21 protein-coding genes and 1 pseudogene are annotated in these 19,630 nt (G+C 56.7%); 16 read left to right on the top strand and 6 right to left on the bottom strand.

The genetic code is table 11. From position 1 onward, the window contains the following. Positions 1-3 precede the first annotated feature (3 nt). From KRR23_RS21425 to KRR23_RS21405, 5 genes are all read left to right on the top strand, one after another. Positions 4-834, top strand: a complete 831-nt coding sequence (locus tag KRR23_RS21425) for a carbohydrate ABC transporter permease (RefSeq protein ID WP_216744133.1) — start codon at positions 4-6, stop codon at positions 832-834. A 35-nt stretch (positions 835-869) separates the two neighbouring features. Then, on the top strand, positions 870-1,973 hold the full coding sequence (locus KRR23_RS21420; RefSeq protein ID WP_216744132.1) for an ABC transporter ATP-binding protein: 1,104 nt from the start codon (positions 870-872) through the stop codon (positions 1,971-1,973). 15 nt (positions 1,974-1,988) lie between these two features. Further along, positions 1,989-3,464, top strand: a complete 1,476-nt coding sequence (locus KRR23_RS21415) for a mannitol dehydrogenase family protein (protein WP_216744131.1) — start codon at positions 1,989-1,991, stop codon at positions 3,462-3,464. A gap of 126 nt (positions 3,465-3,590) precedes the next feature. Further along, positions 3,591-5,081 (top strand): xylulokinase, encoded by a 1,491-nt coding sequence (xylB, locus tag KRR23_RS21410; RefSeq protein WP_216744130.1) that lies wholly within the window; start codon positions 3,591-3,593, stop codon positions 5,079-5,081. A gap of 13 nt (positions 5,082-5,094) precedes the next feature. Then, on the top strand, positions 5,095-6,039 hold the full coding sequence (locus tag KRR23_RS21405; protein ID WP_216744129.1) for a carbohydrate kinase: 945 nt from the start codon (positions 5,095-5,097) through the stop codon (positions 6,037-6,039). A gap of 125 nt (positions 6,040-6,164) precedes the next feature. Here the strand turns inward: KRR23_RS21405 and KRR23_RS21400 are convergent, their stop codons facing one another. Continuing rightward, positions 6,165-7,466: an OprD family porin gene (locus KRR23_RS21400; RefSeq protein WP_216744128.1), complete on the bottom strand. Its 1,302-nt coding sequence runs from the start codon at positions 7,464-7,466 to the stop codon at positions 6,165-6,167. Positions 7,467-7,849: 383 nt separating this feature from the next. Between KRR23_RS21400 and KRR23_RS21395 the strand changes: the two genes are divergently transcribed. The 8 genes from KRR23_RS21395 to KRR23_RS21360 all read left to right on the top strand — a co-directional run bounded on the left by KRR23_RS21395 (position 7,850) and on the right by KRR23_RS21360 (position 13,146). After that, positions 7,850-8,023, top strand: coding sequence for a hypothetical protein (locus tag KRR23_RS21395; RefSeq protein ID WP_216744182.1), 174 nt, complete (start codon positions 7,850-7,852; stop codon positions 8,021-8,023). Between the two features lie 129 nt (positions 8,024-8,152). Continuing rightward, on the top strand, positions 8,153-9,025 hold the full coding sequence (locus KRR23_RS21390) for a hypothetical protein (RefSeq protein ID WP_216744127.1): 873 nt from the start codon (positions 8,153-8,155) through the stop codon (positions 9,023-9,025). Between the two features lie 131 nt (positions 9,026-9,156). Beyond that, the gene (locus KRR23_RS21385) at positions 9,157-10,095 is read left to right on the top strand and encodes a type VI immunity family protein (protein ID WP_216744126.1); all 939 of its coding nucleotides are present in this window, start codon (positions 9,157-9,159) and stop codon (positions 10,093-10,095) included. Positions 10,096-10,264: 169 nt separating this feature from the next. Then, complete coding sequence (locus KRR23_RS21380) at positions 10,265-10,942, top strand: hypothetical protein (protein WP_216744125.1); 678 nt, start codon at positions 10,265-10,267, stop codon at positions 10,940-10,942. An 81-nt stretch (positions 10,943-11,023) separates the two neighbouring features. Next, positions 11,024-11,557 (top strand): hypothetical protein, encoded by a 534-nt coding sequence (locus KRR23_RS21375; RefSeq protein ID WP_216744124.1) that lies wholly within the window; start codon positions 11,024-11,026, stop codon positions 11,555-11,557. Further along, positions 11,554-12,222: a hypothetical protein gene (locus KRR23_RS21370; protein ID WP_216744123.1), complete on the top strand. Its 669-nt coding sequence runs from the start codon at positions 11,554-11,556 to the stop codon at positions 12,220-12,222. The genes KRR23_RS21375 and KRR23_RS21370 overlap by 4 nt, the downstream gene beginning before the upstream one ends. A gap of 171 nt (positions 12,223-12,393) precedes the next feature. Beyond that, positions 12,394-12,657: a DUF2790 domain-containing protein gene (locus tag KRR23_RS21365; RefSeq protein WP_216744122.1), complete on the top strand. Its 264-nt coding sequence runs from the start codon at positions 12,394-12,396 to the stop codon at positions 12,655-12,657. 90 nt (positions 12,658-12,747) lie between these two features. Beyond that, positions 12,748-13,146, top strand: coding sequence for a hypothetical protein (locus tag KRR23_RS21360; RefSeq protein WP_216744121.1), 399 nt, complete (start codon positions 12,748-12,750; stop codon positions 13,144-13,146). Here the strand turns inward: KRR23_RS21360 and KRR23_RS21355 are convergent. Then, positions 13,143-13,415, bottom strand: a complete 273-nt coding sequence (locus KRR23_RS21355) for a DUF1652 domain-containing protein (protein WP_216744120.1) — start codon at positions 13,413-13,415, stop codon at positions 13,143-13,145. The two genes, KRR23_RS21360 and KRR23_RS21355, sit on opposite strands and share 4 nt — an antisense overlap. 319 nt (positions 13,416-13,734) lie before the next feature. Here KRR23_RS21355 and eco point away from each other — a divergent pair, with 319 nt between their 5' ends. Further along, positions 13,735-14,214 (top strand): serine protease inhibitor ecotin, encoded by a 480-nt coding sequence (gene eco, locus KRR23_RS21350; RefSeq protein ID WP_216744119.1) that lies wholly within the window; start codon positions 13,735-13,737, stop codon positions 14,212-14,214. A 14-nt stretch (positions 14,215-14,228) separates the two neighbouring features. Next, a complete protein-coding gene (locus KRR23_RS21345; protein WP_216744118.1) occupies positions 14,229-14,534 on the top strand; it encodes an NIPSNAP family protein in 306 nt (101 codons plus the stop codon). A 15-nt stretch (positions 14,535-14,549) separates the two neighbouring features. On the opposite strand, the gene ilvA is transcribed toward KRR23_RS21345, so the two are convergent. The 3 genes from ilvA to KRR23_RS21330 all read right to left on the bottom strand — a co-directional run bounded on the left by ilvA (position 14,550) and on the right by KRR23_RS21330 (position 18,521). Further along, positions 14,550-15,575 (bottom strand): threonine ammonia-lyase, biosynthetic, encoded by a 1,026-nt coding sequence (gene ilvA / locus KRR23_RS21340; RefSeq protein ID WP_216744117.1) that lies wholly within the window; start codon positions 15,573-15,575, stop codon positions 14,550-14,552. Positions 15,576-15,791: 216 nt separating this feature from the next. Next, the gene (locus KRR23_RS21335; RefSeq protein ID WP_216744116.1) at positions 15,792-16,832 is read right to left on the bottom strand and encodes an asparaginase; all 1,041 of its coding nucleotides are present in this window, start codon (positions 16,830-16,832) and stop codon (positions 15,792-15,794) included. A 102-nt stretch (positions 16,833-16,934) separates the two neighbouring features. After that, positions 16,935-18,521, bottom strand: a complete 1,587-nt coding sequence (locus tag KRR23_RS21330) for a RimK family protein (protein ID WP_253912205.1) — start codon at positions 18,519-18,521, stop codon at positions 16,935-16,937. 92 nt (positions 18,522-18,613) lie between these two features. Here KRR23_RS21330 and rimI point away from each other — a divergent pair. Continuing rightward, a pseudogene (gene rimI / locus KRR23_RS21325) lies at positions 18,614-19,069 on the top strand (ribosomal protein S18-alanine N-acetyltransferase); the annotation flags it as partial. Positions 19,070-19,110: 41 nt separating this feature from the next. Here the strand turns inward: rimI and KRR23_RS21320 are convergent. Beyond that, a complete protein-coding gene (locus tag KRR23_RS21320; RefSeq protein ID WP_216744114.1) occupies positions 19,111-19,488 on the bottom strand; it encodes a hypothetical protein in 378 nt (125 codons plus the stop codon). Positions 19,489-19,630: the final 142 nt, after the last annotated feature.

Below are 19,630 nucleotides of genomic sequence, written 5' to 3'. Positions count from 1 at the left end.
GCCATGACTCTTCAACAATCCCGTCGCCTGCAAAGCCTGTTGCTCGGCACCCTGGCCTGGGCCATCGCGATCCTGATTTTCTTCCCGATCTTCTGGATGGTGCTGACCAGTTTCAAAACCGAAATCGATGCGTTCGCCACGCCGCCGCAGTTCATCTTCACGCCAACTTTAGAGAACTACCTGCACATCGAGGAGCGCAGCGGCTACTTCAGTTTTGCCTGGAACTCGGTGGTGATTTCGTTCAGCGCCACCGCCCTGTGCCTGCTGATTGCGGTGCCGGCGGCGTACTCCATGGCGTTCTACGAAACCCAGCGCACCAAAGGCACGCTGCTGTGGATGCTCTCGACCAAGATGCTGCCGCCGGTGGGCGTGCTGATGCCGATCTACCTGCTGGCCAAGAGTTTCGGCCTGCTCGATACGCGGATCGCGCTGATCATCATCTACACGCTGATCAACCTGCCGATTGTGGTCTGGATGATTTACACCTACTTCAAGGACATTCCCAAGGACATCCTCGAAGCCGCCCGCCTGGATGGCGCCACCCTCTGGCAGGAAATGCTCCGGGTGCTGCTGCCGATTGCCAAGGGCGGCCTGGCTTCGACCGTGTTGCTGTCGCTGATCCTGTGCTGGAACGAGGCGTTCTGGTCACTGAACCTGACCTCGTCGAAAGCCGCGCCATTGACCGCGTTGATCGCCTCGTACTCCAGTCCCGAAGGGTTGTTCTGGGCCAAGTTGTCGGCGGTCTCGACGCTGGCCTGCGCACCGATCCTGATCTTCGGCTGGATCAGTCAAAAGCAGCTTGTGCGCGGCCTGTCGTTCGGCGCCGTGAAATAACGCCCCTTTCGAATCATTAAAAGCGGAGGCCCATCATGGCCCACCTGAAAATCAAGAATCTGCAAAAAGGTTTCGAAGGCTTTTCCATCATCAAAGGCATCGACCTTGAAGTGAACGACCGCGAGTTCGTGGTGTTCGTCGGCCCGTCCGGCTGCGGTAAATCAACCCTGCTGCGGCTGATCGCCGGTCTGGAAGAAGTCACTGCCGGCACCATCGAACTGGACGGACGCGACATCACCGAAGTCAGCCCGGCCAAGCGCGATCTGGCGATGGTGTTCCAAACCTATGCCCTCTACCCGCACATGAGCGTGCGCAAGAACATGTCTTTCGCCCTCGACCTGGCCGGGGTGAACAAGGCCGAGGTGGAGAAAAAGGTCAACGAAGCGGCACGGATTCTCGAGCTCGGGCCGATGCTCGAACGCAAGCCGAAACAGCTCTCCGGTGGTCAGCGTCAGCGCGTGGCGATTGGCCGGGCGATTGTGCGCAACCCGAAAATCTTCCTGTTCGATGAACCACTCTCCAACCTCGATGCCGCCCTGCGGGTTCAGATGCGCCTGGAACTGGCGCGGCTGCATAAAGAACTGCAAGCGACGATGATTTACGTAACCCACGACCAGGTCGAAGCCATGACCCTGGCTGACAAAGTCGTGGTGCTCAATGGTGGCCGGATCGAGCAGGTCGGCTCACCGCTGGAGCTCTATCACCAGCCGGCCAACCTGTTTGTCGCAGGCTTTCTCGGCACCCCGAAAATGGGCTTTCTCAAGGGCAGGGTCACCCGTGTCGAACGCCAGAACTGCGAAGTGCTACTGGACGCCGGCACTCGCATCACATTGCCACTGAGCGGTGCCAACCTGAGCATTGGCGGCGCGGTGACACTGGGTATTCGCCCGGAACATCTGGAACTGGCGCAGCCCGGCGACTGCACCTTGCAAGTCACCGCCGACGTCAGCGAACGCCTGGGCAGCGACACCTTCTGCCACGTGCTGACCGCCTCCGGTGAAGCGCTGACCATGCGCATTCGCGGGGATCTGGCGAGCCGTTATGGCGAACAACTGAGCCTGCACCTGGACGCCGAACACTGCCACTTATTCGATGCCAACGGGGTGGCGGTGGCCAGACCGCTGCGCGCCGCTGCCTGATTGCCGAGATCCGACATGAAACTGAACAAGCCCAACCTTACCCGCCTGGCACCTGAAGTGGCTCTGCCCGCGTACACCCTGAGTGCGACTCGCCAAGGTATCGCACACATCGGCGTCGGCGGTTTCCATCGCGCCCATCAGGCCTATTACACCGATGCCTTGATGAACACTGGAGAAGGCCTGGACTGGAGCATCTGCGGCATCGGCCTGCGTGCCGAAGATCGCCGCGCCCGGGATGACCTGGCCAGCCAGGACTATCTGTTCACCCTGTTCGAGCTGGGCGATAGCGGCGACACCGAAGTACGGGTCATCGGTGCCATCAGCGACATGCTGCTGGCCGAAGATGGTACCCAGGCGCTGATCGATAAACTCGCCAGCCCGGACATTCGCATCGTCTCGCTGACCATCACCGAGGGGGGTTATTGCATTGACGACAGCACGGGTGAGTTCATGGCCCAGCTGCCACAGATCCAGCATGACCTGGCGCATCCGAACGCACCGAAAACCGTGTTCGGTTTCCTCTGTACAGCCCTGGCCAAACGCCGCGCCGCCGGCACTCCAGCGTTCACCTTGATGTCCTGCGATAACCTGCCGCACAACGGTGCGGTCACCCGTAAGGCGCTGCTGGCCTTCGCCGCCCTGCGCGATGCCGACCTGCGGGACTGGATCGCCGCACACGTCAGCTTCCCCAACGCCATGGTCGACCGCATTACCCCAATGACCAGCTCGGCTCACCGCTTGCACCTGCACGATGAGCACGGCATCGACGATCTATGGCCAGTGGTCTGCGAACCCTTCGTGCAATGGGTGCTGGAAGACAACTTCGTCAACGGTCGCCCGGCCTGGGAAACAGTCGGCGTGCAGTTCACCGACGACGTCACCCCTTATGAAGAGATGAAAATCAAACTGCTCAACGGCAGCCATCTGGCCCTGACCTACCTGGGCTTTCTCAAGGGCTATCGCTTCGTCCACGAAACCATGAATGACCCGCTGTTCGTGCGTTACATGCGCGCCTACATGGACCTGGACGTAACGCCGCAATTAGCACCGGTGCCGGGTATCGATCTGACGCAGTACAAGAACACCCTGGTCGAACGGTTCTCCAATCAGGCGATTGCCGATCAACTGGCGCGGGTTTGCTCTGACGGCTCGTCGAAGTTTCCGAAATTCACCGTACCGACCATCAACTGCTTGATTGCCGATGGCCGCGAGACCCGGCGCGCGGCGTTGGTGGTGGCAGCGTGGGCGATCTATTTGAAGGGCGTGGATGAGAATGGCGATACCTACCCGATTCCCGACCCGCGGGCAGAGTTCTGTCAGGCGCTGGTGGCCGATGATGCGTTGATCACTCAGCGGATGCTGGAGGTTGAGGAAATCTTTGGCACGGCGATCCGCCATTCTGCGGAGTTTGTTGCAGCTTTTGAATGGTGCTGCAACAGCTTGCGTGAGCATGGCGTGACGCGGACGCTGGAACGGGTGTTGGCCGGTTGATCGTTTCCACGCGCAGCAAAGGAATGTAACCCGTGACGCTCCGCGTCACATCCAGAAGCGGACGCAGAGCGTCCATTGAGGCATTCCCACGCGGAGCGTGGGAACGATCTTTGGCAGGGTGTTTCCATGGCAAACCAACTATTCCTCGGCATCGACTGCGGCACCCAGGGCACCAAAGCGCTGATCCTCGATTCGCGCAGCGGTAAAGTTCTCGGCCAAGGCGCCGCCGCCCACAGTCTGATCAGCGGCGCCAATGGCCGTCGTGAACAAGACCCGGCCCAATGGCTTGAAGCCTTGACCCTAGCCACTCGCCAAGCCTTACTCGCCGCCAACATCAGCGGTCAGGAGATTCTCGGCATCGGCGTCTCAGGCCAGCAACACGGCCTGGTCCTGCTCGATGAACAAGGCCAGGTACTGCGCCCGGCCAAGCTCTGGTGCGACACCGAAACCACCGCAGAAAACCATCGGTTGCTGACTCATCTGGGCGGCGAAAGCGGCTCGTTGGAACGTCTCGGCGTGGCCATCGCACCGGGCTATACCGTGTCCAAACTGTTGTGGACCCAAGAGCAGCATCCGCAGATTTTCGCCCGCATCGCTCACATTCTGTTGCCCCACGACTACCTCAACTATTGGCTGACCGGGCGCTGCTGCAGCGAGTTCGGTGACGCGTCAGGTACTGGCTACTTCAATGTGCGAAGCCGCCAATGGGATGTAGAGCTACTGGGCGACATCGACCCCAGTGGCCGCTTGCAAGCGGCGCTGCCCAAACTGCTGGAGGCACATCAGGCGGTCGGCACGATTTTGCCGGACATCGCCGAACGGTTGGGCATCAATCCAAAGGCGCTGGTTGCCAGCGGTGGCGGTGACAACATGATGGGCGCCCTCGGCACCGGCAATATCCAGCCCGGTGCAATCACCATGAGCCTGGGCTCTTCGGGCACTGTGTATGCCTACGCCGAACAGCCCAACGTCAGCCCGGACGCGTCAGTCGCAACGTTCTGCTCCTCCAGTGGCGGCTGGCTACCGTTGATTTGCACGATGAACCTGACCAACGCAACCAGCGCCGTGCGTGAACTGTTCAATCTCGACCTCTCACAATTCAATGCCCGGGTCGAGCAATCACCGATTGGCGCCGAAGGCGTGAGCATGCTGCCGTTCCTCAATGGCGAGCGCGTCCCCGCCCTGCCCCATGCCACCGGCAGCCTGCTGGGGCTGAACATGAGCAACCTGACCCAGGCCAACCTCTGCCGCGCGGTGGTTGAAGGCACCACCTTCGGCTTGCGTTATGGTCTGGACCTATTGCGTCACAACGGATTGCAGAGCCGCAGCATTCGCCTCACCGGTGGTGGCTCAAAAAGCCCGGCATGGCGGCAGATGGTCGCCGACATCATGAACACCCCGGTGGTGTGCACCGAACACAGCGAGGCCGCAGCCCTCGGTGCAGCGATTCAGGCGGCGTGGTGCGAGTCGGCCGCCGGTACCCAGCAAAGTCTGTTGGCGTTGTGCGAGCGCTGTGTCAGCCTCGACCCCACCAGCGAAACCCAACCCGCTGCGGCGAATGTAGCGGCCTACCAACAGGCCTATGAGCGTTATCGCCAACAGGTCGCAACCCTTTAAAGAGTGAACAACTATGTATCTGGTGTGTGGAGAAGCACTGTTCGATTTCTTCAGCGAAAACGCGGCCAGCGGTCAGGCCTCAACAGTGAATTACAAGGCAATTGCTGGCGGATCACCATTCAACGTGGCGGTCGGCTTACGTCGATTGGGGGTGGACTCGGCGCTGTTCGCCGGGCTGTCCACCGACTACCTCGGCCGTCGCTTGCAGCAGGTGTTAGCTGACGAAGGGGTGCGTGCGGATTATTTGCTGGACTTCGACGCGCCAACCACCCTGGCGATGGTCGCGGTCGGTGCCAACGGCTCGCCACATTACAGCTTTCGCGGTGAAGGTTGCGCTGATCGCCAGCTCACGCTCGCCCATCTGCCAGAGTTGAGCGATGAGGTGCGCGGTCTGCACATCGGCTCGTTCTCGCTGGTGGTGCAACCGATTGCCGACACGCTGCTGACGCTGGTACGTCGGGAAAGCGGCAAACGCCTGATCAGCCTCGATCCGAATGTACGGCTCAATCCCGAGCCGGACATCGAATTGTGGCGTTCGCGGATTGCCGAGTTGATGAAATACGCCGACCTGATCAAGGTCAGCGACGAAGACTTGAGCCTGCTGTATCCGGGTCGCGAGCCGCAGAGCGTGATCGACGGCTGGCTCGAACATCGCTGTCAATTGGTGTTCCTGACCCGTGGCGGCCAGGGTGCGACGGTGTTCAGCCGTCGTCATGGCAGTTGGTCCGCGCCGGCAAGCAAGGTGGTCATTGCCGACACCGTCGGTGCCGGCGACACCTTCCAGGCCGCATTGATCACCTGGCTGACCGAGCAACAGCTCGATTCAGTCGACGGCTTGCAGCGCTTGAGCCGCGAACAGATCGACGCGATGCTCAGGTTCGCCATCAGCGCAGCCGCCCTGACGTGCAGCAAGACCGGGCCGGATTTGCCGTACCGGCATCAGTTGGAAATGCGCTGAATGTGAGGGCCTCTTCGCGAGCAAGCTTTGCTCCTACAGGTCATGTGTTACTTGACGACATTGATCACCCGTAGGCGCAAGGCTTGCCCGCGAAAGCGGTCTACCTCACACCACCACTCTCACTGTCACAACACTGAGAAGTTGTAACTCACAATCAACCGGGTCTCATCCACATCCCGGGCGAACTTCTCGTAGTTGGTCCGATACGTCGCGTTGCGCAGCCGCAGGCTCAGATCCTTGAACGTCCCGCTCTGCACTACATACTTGAGCTCGCTGTCGCGCTCCCACTCCTTGCCTTCCTGCTCGCTGCCCGGCACCTTGATGTGATCGCCATTCACATAACGGGTCAGGAAGCTCAAGCCATTGAGGCCGACGGCCTTGAAGTCGTAGTCGTAGCGCAGCTGCCAGGAGCGTTCCTGGGCTGCAGCGAAGTCGTTGACCTGCACATAGTTGACCAGATACGGGTTACTGCCATCCAGGTACGGCATCGAGTTGTCACCGATCATTCGCTGCCAGCCGGCGCTTAGCGTGTGACTGTCGATGGCGTAGCCGAGCATGCCACTCAAGGCGCGGTTCTCGATGGAGCCAGCGCGAGCGACACCGATGTCGGCACTATCGAGTACGCGCAGATCAGCCTTCAACAGACCCGAGCCTAACGGCTGGTTGGCCAGCAAACCGACAAAGTGCTGACGGTAGATGTCTTCCAGTTCGGCGTAGTGATACTGACCGGTCAGGCGCTCGTTGATCTTGTAATCGATGCCATACATATCGAAGTGATCAGCCGTGACGTTGCAGGCATAACGCTTGTTCTTGCAGTGCACGCGGATGTCCTGGGCGTCGGTGGAATCCCGGGCGGTGTACTTGTCCAGGCGCGCGGCCGTGAAGGTCAGATCCTTGAGCTCTTTCGATGTGAGCATTGCACCGTTGAACATCGTTGGCAGCAGGCGACCGTCGTTGTACTTCAACAGCGGTAGATCCGGTAGCAACGCGCCGTACTTCAGAACGCTTTGCGAGACGCGGACTTTGGCCGTCAGGCCCAGCTTGGCGTATTGGTCTTTCGAGCCTCGCGGGTTCTCCCCGGTGGACGGCAACAAGCCGCTGTTGCTGCTGTCGGGGCTGGAATCGAGCTTGAGCCCGAGCATGCCCAACGCATCGACGCCGAACTCTACTGTGCCTTCGGTGTAGCCCGATTGCAGATTGAGAATGAAACCCTGAGCCGACTCGTCACGCTTCGACGCACCCTGCTCGTTCGAGGTATGACCATCACGAAAATCGCGGTTGAAATACACCGTGCGCGATTCGACTTTGACGCTGCTGTCTTCGATAAAACCGCTGGCCTGGGACTGCGCGGTAAAACCTGCGCACAGGACTAAAGCGCCGAAGCCCAGAACCGGGCACGGTGTGATGAGGGGAAACGGGGGACGCATGAGAAAAAAAGCTCCAACAGCGCATCTTTGCGACAGGACAATCAGCCAACACAAATAGCGTTCATCCAGCGAAAAGGTTCGCTGCGATGAAGTGAAAAGTTACGGGGGTGATCGCCAATGGTGGCAGATGGCTGCTAGCTGATACAGACGACTTTAGTCTGAAAATGACTGCCAATTACTGCCCGCCGATAAGTTACCGATAGCGCTTAATGAACACGTACTATTTGCCGCCCCCCGAATTCATTGGCCTGAACCCTGTAAATAGGCGTTTTCCCGATACCCGTCACTGCCCGCATCTAGGTCATTTGCACCTTGAGCCAGTAGGTTTAATCCTGCACCATCGCCGCCTGGTTACTCAAAGGACGGAATCAAAGGCATGCTGGATGCTAACGCTACCCATATTTCTCTCACCCTCGAAGGTGTTTGGCCTGGTCTACCGCATCACTCAGGGTGATTCGGGCAAAAGCCTGACGCGCTACAGCATCAGCCTGACCTCGCCGCTCAACTACCTGCGACACAACCATGACCAGCAGATTTTCCCGCAACCGCTGGATTGAAACTTCAGAAGGATGGAGGCCCTGTCAAGGTACCGAAAAGTCAAACCGTTGTCAGAATCCGCCTACTTTCAAGAAATTCAGAATGGGCGGACGCGAATGCACAATCTACCCGACCTGCAAGAGTAACTAATGAGCTCAATATTTTTATTACGTTGCATTGGGTCTGTTTTTTTTCTTGCTCTCCCATTGGTTGGCGCGTGCAGCATGGCTGGGCAGGTCGCCAAGGACGCCGTCGAGGATGCGACCAGTCATTATGGGGGCGAACACTTCACATTAATCGCAACAACCCCGGCTAATTTCGAATTCACATCAAAAGCACAATACGCACCACGCTCCGGCCAGGATTGCAAAACTCATATCACTGCCTTGGGTGGAGAAATAATCAGACACAAGCAAAAAACAGAACACATTACGGCCAAAGATACTATCCAGACTGCCAGTTTCGAAATACCTCTTGAATATCATATCGCTGGATGCGCCATGGATTTAACTCGCATAGATACCAGCATCGACGGCAGATATGGACCAACCTCTCTAGACATCGGCGGCGACGGTGGCGGGATAACCATCCGGGATATTGCCGAGCGAGATATTAAAAAAGAAACAGAATCAAGTGAGGCTAATTTTCGTGGCGTTTGCAGTTGGATGTTTCAGTTGAGCGTGGCTAGAATCAAAAAAAACGGCATATCCAAAATATTATCGTGTAGTGCCGCAGACGATCAATGGAGAGTGCCGGAAGATCGGTTCAGTAAGAAAAAACCCGGCGGCGCTATAAACCGTAGTGATTTACCGGGGAAAGTAGTCCGTCTCGAAATGCGCTACTCAGCCGATGAAAAGCCTGCATTCGACAATAAGTGGCAAAGATTCCCAAACGGCTGGAAACCGTGCCTTGGCAAAGGAGTAGATGATCCTTACGGTTTTTGCAGAGGAAACACTACGAATTTCAGGACGTTCAAGATGAATGGCCGTGAATGCACCATTTATCCTGGCTGCACGAATTAAGGAGTACAGAATGTGGGGGAACGGGCTCTTAAACAAACCTATCCCCTGTCTTCTCAATCAGCGACTAACCGTACATTTCGGTAGCCTGCTGATCGTTCCGGCCGTAGCACCTGCAAACTGAGAAAATGAATATGATTGAATTTGAAAAGCTTGCTGCAATGGCACCGAATTTGTGCTTTGAATTGCCGGATGGTACGCCTGTGGTAAAACTCGGGCTCATTGCCACGATCTACTTTAAAGAAGGGTACACCACCGAAAAGAAGCTCAAGGTAATGGAGTGCTTTCGAGCTTTCTATGAAGAGTTTGGCGAGCACTTGAAAGGTCAGCTCCAGGATAAGTATAAAAGGCTGACACCCGAAACATTCGAAAAAGCAGCGGCAAAAATCGTGGCACTGGGTGGTAATGATCGGTACGAACTTCAACTTACCAGTGCCGCCAGCACTAAAGAAGCCGAGGCCTACGGAATATCAACTTTTAACTCATTTGAGTTGCACAAAGATAGCGCCCGCTCCTATATAAAAATCGTGCTGCCTTGGAATTCACTCCAAACGGAAGCTGGACGTATACGGTATAACGCCTGGATCAGCTACCTCTGCAACCAAGTTAATGCGGATCATGGCTATGGTGGATTGTCCACTATTCTGCCCTTTGACTTTGACAGTTACCTACCAATTGAATTTGAACTAGCCCAGAAGTATCTGGGGCTGGAAGTCGACTCGATGGTGCACAGCTTGGCCCTAGAGCTGATCGATTATATAAAGGGCGTTAACTGGCAAACCATTATTGGCGCATCGTTCGTACGCAGCCTTGGTGGTGAAGACGTTATGCGTAAAGCTTTTAGCGGCCGGGGCGACATTGGCATAAGGGGTTATGACGACGGTTTGATCATACAGGCAGGTCAATACCCTCAACTCGGTGAGCTGCATGAGGGCACCCCCGCTGCTTATGTCGCGGTTAACCGAATCATAAAATCGATTCGGCATTCCGGAACCAGACCAACTTCATCAATACTCACCATACGGCGATTGCTTCGAAGAAGACAACACTGCTCAATGGTATGCCCGCTTTGACTGTGAAGACTCCAGCCACACTGCGCCCTCCCATCGCTTTTCTTTACGCCATTGACGACAGCAAAATCGAACACATGGTGTACCCCAAAGACCTGGTTGCATATACCAGGAGCAGCGTAAACACGTAAACTAGCGCCCTCATCAGGAAACGGACTTCGGATTCAACGTCATGGAATTGCAATTCAGCATTACCCCCGAGCATACCGAGATCAGAATCAGCAAACTGCTGGAGCGCGAGATGCTCAAGCATGATCAACAGCAGGCCCGACTGCTGGGCTATGTCGCACGCTTTCAGGACCGCCTGATCGCCCCGCTGCTGTTTCTCCTGGGCCTGGTTGGCGGCATGCTGGCAATCTATTTCCCTGCGCGCGAGTTCAGCACTCAGAAATTCATCACCATGGCGCTGTTCGGGGTGATCTTCTTGGTGTTCTGGCGGGTCTACTCCGGTCGCCTGCTAAGCCATTTACGTGAACGTATCGCCGACAACCGTGCCAAGCCGCGCGCGCCTTTTCGCAGCGCGAACCAGCGTCTCATAGAAATGAAATTGCGCATTTCCCTCAAGGCAGCAGAAGGTGGTTATCGCCTGCAATTCGACGACCAAGGCTTCACCCTGATCAATACCAGGGGCAAAGGCGCCATAAGTAGGCTGGCCTGGGGGCAGATTGTGCATCTCAAAGTTACGCCCGACTTCTACTCCGTTGCCTGCGCCAAACTGTATCGTGAGGGCAAGGCCTATCACATCCCCAGGCATAGCGATGTGATGGACGCGGATTCGTATCAGCAAGGTTTGCAGCTGTTTTTGAGCCGAGTGCCTGTCTCGGCCAAGGAGTCATGCGTCGCGCCCTGAGCCTCTTCTGACCAGCGTGACCCTTTCTGTGTTCCTCTCCCTTTAACCCGCCTCAGCGCAGATATTCAGGAACATGGTCAAATGAGAAAAATTTGGCTATATACGATAGCTCTGCTGGTGGGGGGCCCTGCTTACGCGGAACCCATCAAGACGATCCTCAACTGTCCATTCTCCGATGGAACGCATGCATTGCTGTTGGCCACATCGACTTTGGAAGGTCAAAAGCTGTTTTTGAAAGTCGACGGGAACATCCAGAGTGCATTTTCCGATATGCCGAACTCTGATTTTGTCGGGCAGATTGTCATGGCCAAGTGTGTTGCGTCCGGCTTGATATTCGCACTCAACTACGGAACCCCGTACTCCAAGGGAGTCCTCTTACGAAAGAATCCAATAAGCCACGCTACCGAACGGATTGATTTTTCTGAAAAAGCGCTTCCTCGCTGGCTCTATGTCGGGCGTAAACAGATGCGACTCGTCATTCCAAACAGTGGATATGAAGTCGCGGCAAAGTTTCTGATCTACGATTTCGTCAATGCAAAGGGACAGCCAGAAGAAGTCGAAGGCGTTGATACTCTTCCAGACAAACTCGGGTTTAAGGTTCTACGCTTGAAATGAGCAAACGTTTGGCATTGACACTTCCATCACTGCTCACATGCCAGGCAGTTAGCCGCATTAATACTCTTTACTCCGACTCAACACGGCTCATACGGCATATCATTCAAATGAGACGAATTTCGCTTGGCATCTCGCTTGCCCTATTCTGCGTTCATACTTTTGCTGCACAACCACAGATAAAATCTGTCGTCAGCTGTGAGTTGGCAGGCCCCAAGAAGACGGTCGAACTGTTACGTGGCTCACCTATTGTTGACTCCTACATCTACAACATCCGCCACACTCAAAAAAACCGACTTATCTTTGGCACCCAGGATGCCTCTCGAGGTACCTCTGTTCAGTGGCAGTGCGCATCCAATCAATCGAATATGAACGTACTGGTGGTCTCTGGTGAATTCACGTCGAACTATCTCCAGGGTGCTCTTTTTTACTATGACCCGAAAACAGGGCAAATAGAGCGTGTCGATTTCGCCGAAAGAAATCGCCCGCGCTGGGTGCAAATGTCCGAACAGGGGGCTCGCGTGATTTTCGAGAACACGGGTAATGAGAGCTCCCACAAGTATTTGGTCTACGGAAAAGGCAACACGTATCTGGAGCTTGATGAGTTACCACAAGCATCTGATGAAAATGGAGGCCCCCTGATCGAACTGAATGGTCCTCAACCGTAAGTCGATCAACCCGCTACGTCCGTTAGAAACCCCACCGAGCTTAACCCCCGGTTAATCCTGCGGTCTAAAATTAAATGGACCGCGTTCGCGCAGAATCTTCTGACGCCCTGCGCGGCAGGGCCGACATCGTCAGGTGTCGCGCTGACTTCATGTCTGCACCGGAGACTTCTCATGAACATGCGTATTTTGCTGATGGCCTCTGCCCTCGCCTGCACCGGGTTTGCCGGGCTGGCACTGGCTGACACCGCGCCTACTCAGCCTGTGCCTTATCACTACGGAATGTCGCTGCACGTCAAGAAAGTGGTTTCGATGACCGAGCCCACAACGCAAGACTGCAAGGTGGTGACGGCAGAGATGAAGTTCATCGACAACGTGGGTAAACAGGAGGACATCAGCTACCTCAAACTGTCGGATGCCTGTAACTATCAGAACTGAATCATGGCGCTGCGCAGCGATATTTGGCGATGGGCGTGAGCGAGGCCAAAGGTTATGCTTTGGCCTCCCTTACTGCCGCAAGGATTCGCCATGCAGTTTTCGTTTCGCACACTGTCGATGTTTACCGCTGGTCTGTGTTTTGCGCTGGCGCTGGTCTGGGGCTTTATACCCGAGGTGATGCTGTCGATCTGGAGTATCGGGTACTCGGACGCGACAGGGTTGGTGGCCAGACGCAGTGCGATGTTGTTTGTGGCGCTGGGCGTAATGTTTTATCAGGCTCGCAACGCGCCGCCGTCCGCTTCGCGTAGCGCGCTGAGCAGCGGTCTCGTGGTGGGGGGGTTCGGGCTGGCCACACTGGGTGTCGGTGAATGGCTCAGTGGCCACGCCGGCCCAGGTATCTTGCTGGCAGTGACGGTGGAGATTGCGCTGGGCCTGGCATTTCTCCAGACCCGGCGTGTGCCCGTCGAACTCGCAGAAATCGTGGATTAATGCGCGCGGACCTTTGATGCGAGCACATGGCTGCCGGGGGTGTGATCCTCCAGGTCGTGGCGCAATTCAGCGATCAGATCGTTGATTTCACGACAGCCGTTAAGAGCGTTCGCGTCGATGCCCGTCACCACCAGATCCAGTTGATCCGTCCGGTGGTTGTCGTAGACCTTGACGGTCATCGACAGGTCCGGTGACAAGGTGCATTGGCACCGTTTAGGCAAAAAACTGTGTTCAATGATATTGCGAAGTTCCAAGGCAGAAAGAAACATTACAACCCTCCCTTTTTATAGGACCATCGATCAATCGTCGGGTTAACCGCCGTCAGTCTTGTCCATCCTTATCTCGCGGTTTTTCCTGGCGCGTTTTTCATGCACTGGAATGAAGCATAAAGCATACCCGGGAATTCGCACGACGGGCCGTCGATAAATCTGGGATTTACGACGAACAGGCCAATAACCTCATGCGAAACGCAAGAGCCGCGACAAATGAGCCGGCAATCTGCCAGCCTCAATATCGAGGTTTGCATTGAGCGGCCAGCGCAGTAAGAATGCTCGCGGTCACTGACTCAACCAAGAGCAAGGAGGCATCATGCGCTCATCCATTCTTACCGCGTCGGCGGTGCTGCTGTCCGGTCTGTCCACTCTGGCCAGCGCTGCGAAACTCGAAGACGTTGCCCCCTATCCCAAGGCTGAAAGCGGCTTTACCCGCCAGGTGATTCACCTCGCGCCGCAGACTCGGGAAGACAGCTACCAGGTCGAAATCCTCGCCGGGAAAACCCTGACTGTCGATTGCAATCACCAGCGTCTGGGTGGCACGCTGGAGGAGAAAAACCTCGAAGGTTGGGGTTATCCATTCTATCGACTGGAGAAAGTCATCGGCCCGATGAGCACCCTGATGGCGTGCCCGGATGGCAAGAACAAGCAGGACTTCGTGCCGGTCGTCGGTGAGGGTTTCCGGCTGCGATACAACAGCAAACTGCCAATTGTGGTCTACGTGCCGAAAGACGTCGAAGTGGGCTATCGGATCTGGTCGGCGTCGGACAAGGTCGAGAAAGCCCGTCAAGAATAAACGGAACACACACGATGATTACCTGCCACGTCAAATATGTGATCGACCCTTACCAACTCACCGAGTTCGAAGCCTACGCCAAGGCCTGGCTTGGTGTTGTCGAACGCCTGGGCGGTACGCACCACGGGTACTTTCTACCGTCCGAAGGCGCGAGCAACATCGCTTATTGCCTGTTCAGCTTTCCTTCTCTAGCCGACTACGAAAGCTATCGGCATATTGCCTTGACCGACACCGAAAGCACCGCTTTGGTGGCGCAGGTGGTGGAGAAGAAGTTCATCCTCAGTTACGAGCGGACGTTTCTGCGTCCGCTGCTCGCCTGAATCCCTTTCAGCGACTTACACCGGGACGCCGCACAATGCGGCGCGCTCGGCCACATGCCGCAAGCTATCAAAATTGATATTGGCCCCCGAGTCGATCGCCACCAGGGTCTGCCCCTGCACACCGGTTTGTGCCACGTACTTCTTGATTCCGGCTACGGCCAGCGCGCCGGATGGCTCGGTGATCGAGCGGGTATCGTCGTAGATGTTCTTGATCGCCGCGCACAGTTCGTCGTTGCTGACGGTCAGCACTTCATCAACGTGATGGCGGCAGATTTCAAAGCCATACTCACCGATCTGCGCGACCGCCACGCCATCGGCGAAAGTACCCACACTAGGCAGCACCACTCGCCTGCCCGCCAACATTGCCGCTTGCAGGCATGCAGAGTGTTCCGACTCAACGCCAACGATGCGGATCTCCGGCCTCAGGTATTTGACGTAGGCGGCGATGCCGGCGATCAAACCGCCGCCACCCACCGGGACGAAGATGGCCTCCAATGGGCCTTGGTGCTGACGCAGGATTTCCATGGCCACCGTGCCCTGCCCGGCGATCACGTCCGGATCGTCGAAGGGCGAAACAAAGGTCCGGCCGGTTTGCCGGGCCAGGTTCAATGCGTACTCCAGGGCGAACGGAAAGCTCTCGCCATGCAACACCGCATTCGCGCCACGACTGCGCACACCAATCACTTTCAGCTCCGGCGTTGACGTGGGCATGACGATGCTCGCCTCGATCCCCAGCTCCCACGCCGCCAGTGCCACGCCTTGGGCGTGATTGCCGGCCGAGGCGGTAATCACCCCGCGAGCCTTTTGTGCGGCACTCAGTTGGGCCAGTTTGTTGTAGGCGCCACGAATCTTGAAGGAAAAGGTCGGTTGCAGGTCTTCACGCTTGAGCAGGATCTGGTTGCCCAGCACCTCGGATAACGCCGGGGCCACCTGCAAAGGCGTGCGCACTGCCAGTTCATAAACCGGTGCAGCGAGGATTTTTTTCACGTAACGCTCAAGCAGGGCCTGCTTGGCGGTTGCAGTGTCGGTGTTGGTGTCCATCAACGTCTCCTGGCTTTGTTCACGGTCCCGGAGACAGAAAATGAAAACCCGCCTCTAGGGCGGGTTGGGTGCAGTCGTCAGCTAGCCCGCCAAATAAGGAATGGCGGTAATAATGCTTGGCTGGCAGCGCGATACGGTGGAAGTCATGGCTCGAAATTAGCCGCGCGTGAAAGGCAAGTCAATGGCCAGTTTTCTGTCGGATGCGATAGCTGATCACTAAACGGGCTCGAGTAAAAACGTCAGCTCCATACGCCCGGTCCTCACCTTCATCGTGTTGAGCATTGGCGGGTGATGCCAGGCACTGAGTTGGGCACGTTGTGCGGCCGTACCGATGTTCAGTTGCGTCAACACTTCACAGACCACCGCATAGAGGACGGTCTGATTTCCGTCCTCGACTTTTACCGCAATACCCCGCGCCTGCTGGTCGGTCACACCGCGTATACCGATTGCATAGCTCGCATCAGCACCGACCTTGCCCACCAGTTGACCGTTGAAGGCCTTCATCAGTGCTGTACAGAAACGGCCCTCCCCGGCGACCAGCTCTGGGTATGTGGTCATGGCTCGGTAAATCCGCGCCAATTCAGTTTCACGTGGCGACCGGGCACTTTCACCGGTATCGGCAGCACTGGCTATTTTGGCAAAGAGCAACGCCAGCCGATCCAGCGCGAAGGCCGGCGTCGGCAGGTTGCAGCCATCGGTAGCCCACTGAATGGCGTCACCTGAAACCTCGCAAACCTCAGCCACCGTCTGCATCACCCGCTGCTGAAGCGGATGAGCTGGAAGGTGATAACCCTCCAGCGTTGCACCCAACGCTTTGGCGGCCGCCACCATTCCAGCGTGTTTGCCTGAACAATTGCTGCACACCGGACCGGGGACAAAATCGCTTTTGATCCAGGCCCGATAAACCTCATCCGAGATCGGTGGATGGCCGCCGCAGCGCATGTCTGCTTCACTGGCGCCAGCCTTGGCCAGCATGCTCAGTGCTCGCTGGATATGCCGCGCTTCGCTGCTATGGGAGCCACACATCAAGGCCAGGTCAGCATCGTCCAGACCAAATTGTTCGAGTGCACCAGTTTCCATGACCGCCAACGCTTGCGCAGGTTTGGCGGCGGACCGGGCCAATGTCATGCGCGATGAATCACCAAAACCGCTGAGCAAGCAGCCTTGGGCATCGACGACCGCGACATGCGCGATGTGAGTGTTTTCAACGCTATTGCCACGATAGACGACCGCGGCAATCGCCTGTTCCCTGTTCATCCGGCATTCCTGCTGATTGCTTGAAAACCCTGCGCGGATGACACCGCACTAATGCAGGGGAGCGTAGTTCAGCTTAAGGATGTTGTCGGCATGAACGATTGTTCACCAGACTTGCCCGCGACGCTTGAGTTCGAGCCTGCGGACGAACTCCTCGAGCACCAGTGAATACAGATCGTCCTGCAAGTAAGCATCTTCGATACCGGCGTCGATGTTCGGGTTGTCGTTGACCTCGATCACCACCACTTTGTCGCCGGACTGCTTGAGGTCGACGCCGTACAGACCGTCGCCGATGAGGTTGGCGGTTTTCACTGCAAGGTCCACCACGGCCTTGGGCGCCTCATGAACCGCCAGGGTACGGCACTCGCCGTTGATATCCTGGCCCTTGGCTTTGTGGTTGTAAATCTGCCAATGGCCTTTGGACATGAAGTACTGGCAGGCGAAGATCGGTTTGCGGTTGAGCACGCCAATACGCCAGTCATACTCGGTGTAGAAGAACTCCTGAGCCAGCAGCAACACCGAGTGCTCGAACAATTCAGCGGTGGCTTCGAGCAAGGCTTGCTGACTTTCGACCTTGATCACCCCTCGCGAGAAGCAGCCGTCAGGAATTTTCAGCACCAATGGAAAACCCAGTCGCTCGCCTACCCGCTCAAAATCTTCCGGTCGTTCCTTGTAGAGAATTTCCGTGGCCGGCATGCCCAGTTGATGGCTGTTGAGCAAGTCGGTCAGGTAGACCTTGTTGGTACAGCGCAGAATTGATGCCGGGTCGTCCATCACCACCAAGCCTTCACTTTCGGCCTTTTTCGCAAATCGGTAGGTATGGTTATCGACGCTGGTGGTCTCGCGGATCAGCAACCCGTCGTATTCGGCGATACGCGCGTAGTCCTTGCGCTCGATCAACTCGACATCGATGCCCAGGCCCTTGCCCACCCGAACGAAATTCTCCAACGCCCTGGCATTGGATGGCGGCAGCGCTTCCTGCGGATCGTGGAGGATTGCTAGGTCATAACGGGCCAGCCGGCGTGAACGCGGCAGGCGCCAGATCTTGCGACTGAAGTTGTCCAGAGCGTTGGCGAAGTGATCTTCCTGATCTTCTCGCAACTTATGTAGCGCGCCAGACTTAACGCCTTCGATGTGCCAACCGTTACTTCGGCGAAACTCCACCAATAATATCGGACAGGGAAACACTTCAAATAATTGACGGGCTAAATCCTGCAACGGTTCGATGTTGGTCTTGCCGAAATACAGCGTCAGGGTAAATCCTTCAGTGTCGCTGTAAAGGTGATTATTGAGCGCCTTATCCAAGGCTTTATCCAAATCGTCCAGAGACAGGCCATACAGGGACTTGCGCGTCAGCTCACTGATGGTTCGCACCGAAGGAATCACCTTGTGCCCTCGGGCTTCGGCCAGCAATGAGCAGTAGTAGCCGTGTCCCAGGTACTTGTAGCTGCGGCACAGGTTGATTACCTGTACCCGCTTGTCCTGCTCGCTGCCACGGGTTTGCTCGAGATACTCCTGGGCACTGACGATGTCTTCACTGGGAAAGTAAGACGCCCAGTCTTCCTTGCGTTCGACAATAATAACCAACTGACTGGAGGTTCTGGCAGCCTCTGATAAATAAGTTGCTTTAGTTATTGCTGTCGGTAAACGTTGCTCCGATACTTCACGCCAATGACCTTGTAGCGCTGACATAGTGATTGATCCGTTGGAGAACAAGACCTTTCCTATTAAGCACGAAGTTTTTCGAAAGTCTCGTTCCGTTACGCAACTTTTACGGTGGTCATATGAATCTTGTCTTTCGCCTTGCAGTACCGGCTGACCTGGCAGCACTCCTGAAACTTGAGCAGCAATGTTTCACCAGCGACCGGCTTAACCGCCGTAACTTTCAGTGGATGATCAACCGCGCTCATGGACAGTTGATCGTCGCCGAGCGCGCGCACCAACTGCTCGGTTACGCCTTGGTGTTGTTTCACCGCAGTACCTCGCGGGCGCGGCTGTACTCGATTGCCATCTCGGTTCAGGCCCGCGGTACGGGTCTGGGCAAACAGCTGTTGGAGCGAATCGAGGCTTGTGCGCTGGAACATGACTGCACCTGTCTGCGACTGGAGGTGCGTATCGACAACCCGGTAGCGATTGCGCTGTATGAACGTAACGGCTACCGGCGTTTTGCGTTGATTCACGACTACTACGCGGACCATGCCGATGCCTTGCGCCTGGAAAAACCCATCCCCGAACACCGCCCTGCCGGGAAGGATGGCTCCTGCGTTACGGTGAATGCCGCTCAATAACTGCTGGAGTCCGAATCTCGGGGGGCTGGCTTGGGCGGGACATACGGTTTGACCGCTCCCGGCGCAGTGCCGCTGCGCGGATAGCCATTACCGATCCCGCCGTTTTCGAGGGTCGGTGGACGGGGAACCGGCACAGTGTTCGGCCCGCGAATAACCGGTGCGCTGGGCTGGGTGCCCTGCATGCTGTTGGGATTTACCCGGCGAATCGGGCTGTTGTAGGGGTTATCGGGGCTGTCAGGGAGATTCTGGGCCAGCAGTGCCGGATGCTCCACCGTGGCAGCCAGCATGCCAATGTCTGCGCCGGCCTGGGTCAGAGTGCCAAGCAAGCCACTCAACGCCAACGCACTGGTACCGAGCACAAACCTGTTCATGGTGGAGTTCCTCCAGTACATGCAGATAGGGTCTTCGATAACACGCTACGCGCAGGATTCATCCCTGTGAAGGAAATACTCCAGCGTAGATGTCACACCGATTGAGCGTATTGCAGACTCGCCGGAAACCTCAACGCCGCGC

The organism is Pseudomonas sp. CVAP#3, assembly GCF_018986375.1.
GTDB lineage: Bacteria > Pseudomonadota > Gammaproteobacteria > Pseudomonadales > Pseudomonadaceae > Aquipseudomonas > Aquipseudomonas helvetica.
Note: the sequence above shows the minus strand (reverse complement) of the source record. Positions and strands in the feature narration are given on the sequence as shown.

Bases quoted from the DNA above. Each gene is read 5' to 3' on its own strand.
- KRR23_RS21420 (WP_216744132.1), top strand. From the start codon at position 870: ATGGCCCACCTGAAAATCAAGAATCTGCAAAAAGGTTTCGAAGGCTTT.
- KRR23_RS21345 (WP_216744118.1), top strand. From the start codon at position 14,229: ATGATTACCTGCCACGTCAAATATGTGATCGACCCTTACCAACTCACC.
- KRR23_RS21385 (WP_216744126.1), top strand. From the start codon at position 9,157: ATGATTGAATTTGAAAAGCTTGCTGCAATGGCACCGAATTTGTGCTTT.
- KRR23_RS21380 (WP_216744125.1), top strand. From the start codon at position 10,265: ATGGAATTGCAATTCAGCATTACCCCCGAGCATACCGAGATCAGAATC.
- KRR23_RS21390 (WP_216744127.1), top strand. From the start codon at position 8,153: ATGAGCTCAATATTTTTATTACGTTGCATTGGGTCTGTTTTTTTTCTT.
- KRR23_RS21375 (WP_216744124.1), top strand. From the start codon at position 11,024: ATGAGAAAAATTTGGCTATATACGATAGCTCTGCTGGTGGGGGGCCCT.
- KRR23_RS21405 (WP_216744129.1), top strand. From the start codon at position 5,095: ATGTATCTGGTGTGTGGAGAAGCACTGTTCGATTTCTTCAGCGAAAAC.
- KRR23_RS21320 (WP_216744114.1), bottom strand. From the start codon at position 19,488: ATGAACAGGTTTGTGCTCGGTACCAGTGCGTTGGCGTTGAGTGGCTTG.
- KRR23_RS21400 (WP_216744128.1), bottom strand. From the start codon at position 7,466: ATGCGTCCCCCGTTTCCCCTCATCACACCGTGCCCGGTTCTGGGCTTC.
- xylB (WP_216744130.1), top strand. From the start codon at position 3,591: ATGGCAAACCAACTATTCCTCGGCATCGACTGCGGCACCCAGGGCACC.
- KRR23_RS21330 (WP_253912205.1), bottom strand. From the start codon at position 18,521: ATGTCAGCGCTACAAGGTCATTGGCGTGAAGTATCGGAGCAACGTTTA.
- KRR23_RS21355 (WP_216744120.1), bottom strand. From the start codon at position 13,415: ATGTTTCTTTCTGCCTTGGAACTTCGCAATATCATTGAACACAGTTTT.
- KRR23_RS21335 (WP_216744116.1), bottom strand. From the start codon at position 16,832: ATGAACAGGGAACAGGCGATTGCCGCGGTCGTCTATCGTGGCAATAGC.
- KRR23_RS21360 (WP_216744121.1), top strand. From the start codon at position 12,748: ATGCAGTTTTCGTTTCGCACACTGTCGATGTTTACCGCTGGTCTGTGT.
- ilvA (WP_216744117.1), bottom strand. From the start codon at position 15,575: ATGGACACCAACACCGACACTGCAACCGCCAAGCAGGCCCTGCTTGAG.
- KRR23_RS21365 (WP_216744122.1), top strand. From the start codon at position 12,394: ATGAACATGCGTATTTTGCTGATGGCCTCTGCCCTCGCCTGCACCGGG.
- KRR23_RS21395 (WP_216744182.1), top strand. From the start codon at position 7,850: ATGCTAACGCTACCCATATTTCTCTCACCCTCGAAGGTGTTTGGCCTG.
- KRR23_RS21370 (WP_216744123.1), top strand. From the start codon at position 11,554: ATGAGCAAACGTTTGGCATTGACACTTCCATCACTGCTCACATGCCAG.
- KRR23_RS21415 (WP_216744131.1), top strand. From the start codon at position 1,989: ATGAAACTGAACAAGCCCAACCTTACCCGCCTGGCACCTGAAGTGGCT.
- KRR23_RS21425 (WP_216744133.1), top strand. From the start codon at position 4: ATGACTCTTCAACAATCCCGTCGCCTGCAAAGCCTGTTGCTCGGCACC.
- eco (WP_216744119.1), top strand. From the start codon at position 13,735: ATGCGCTCATCCATTCTTACCGCGTCGGCGGTGCTGCTGTCCGGTCTG.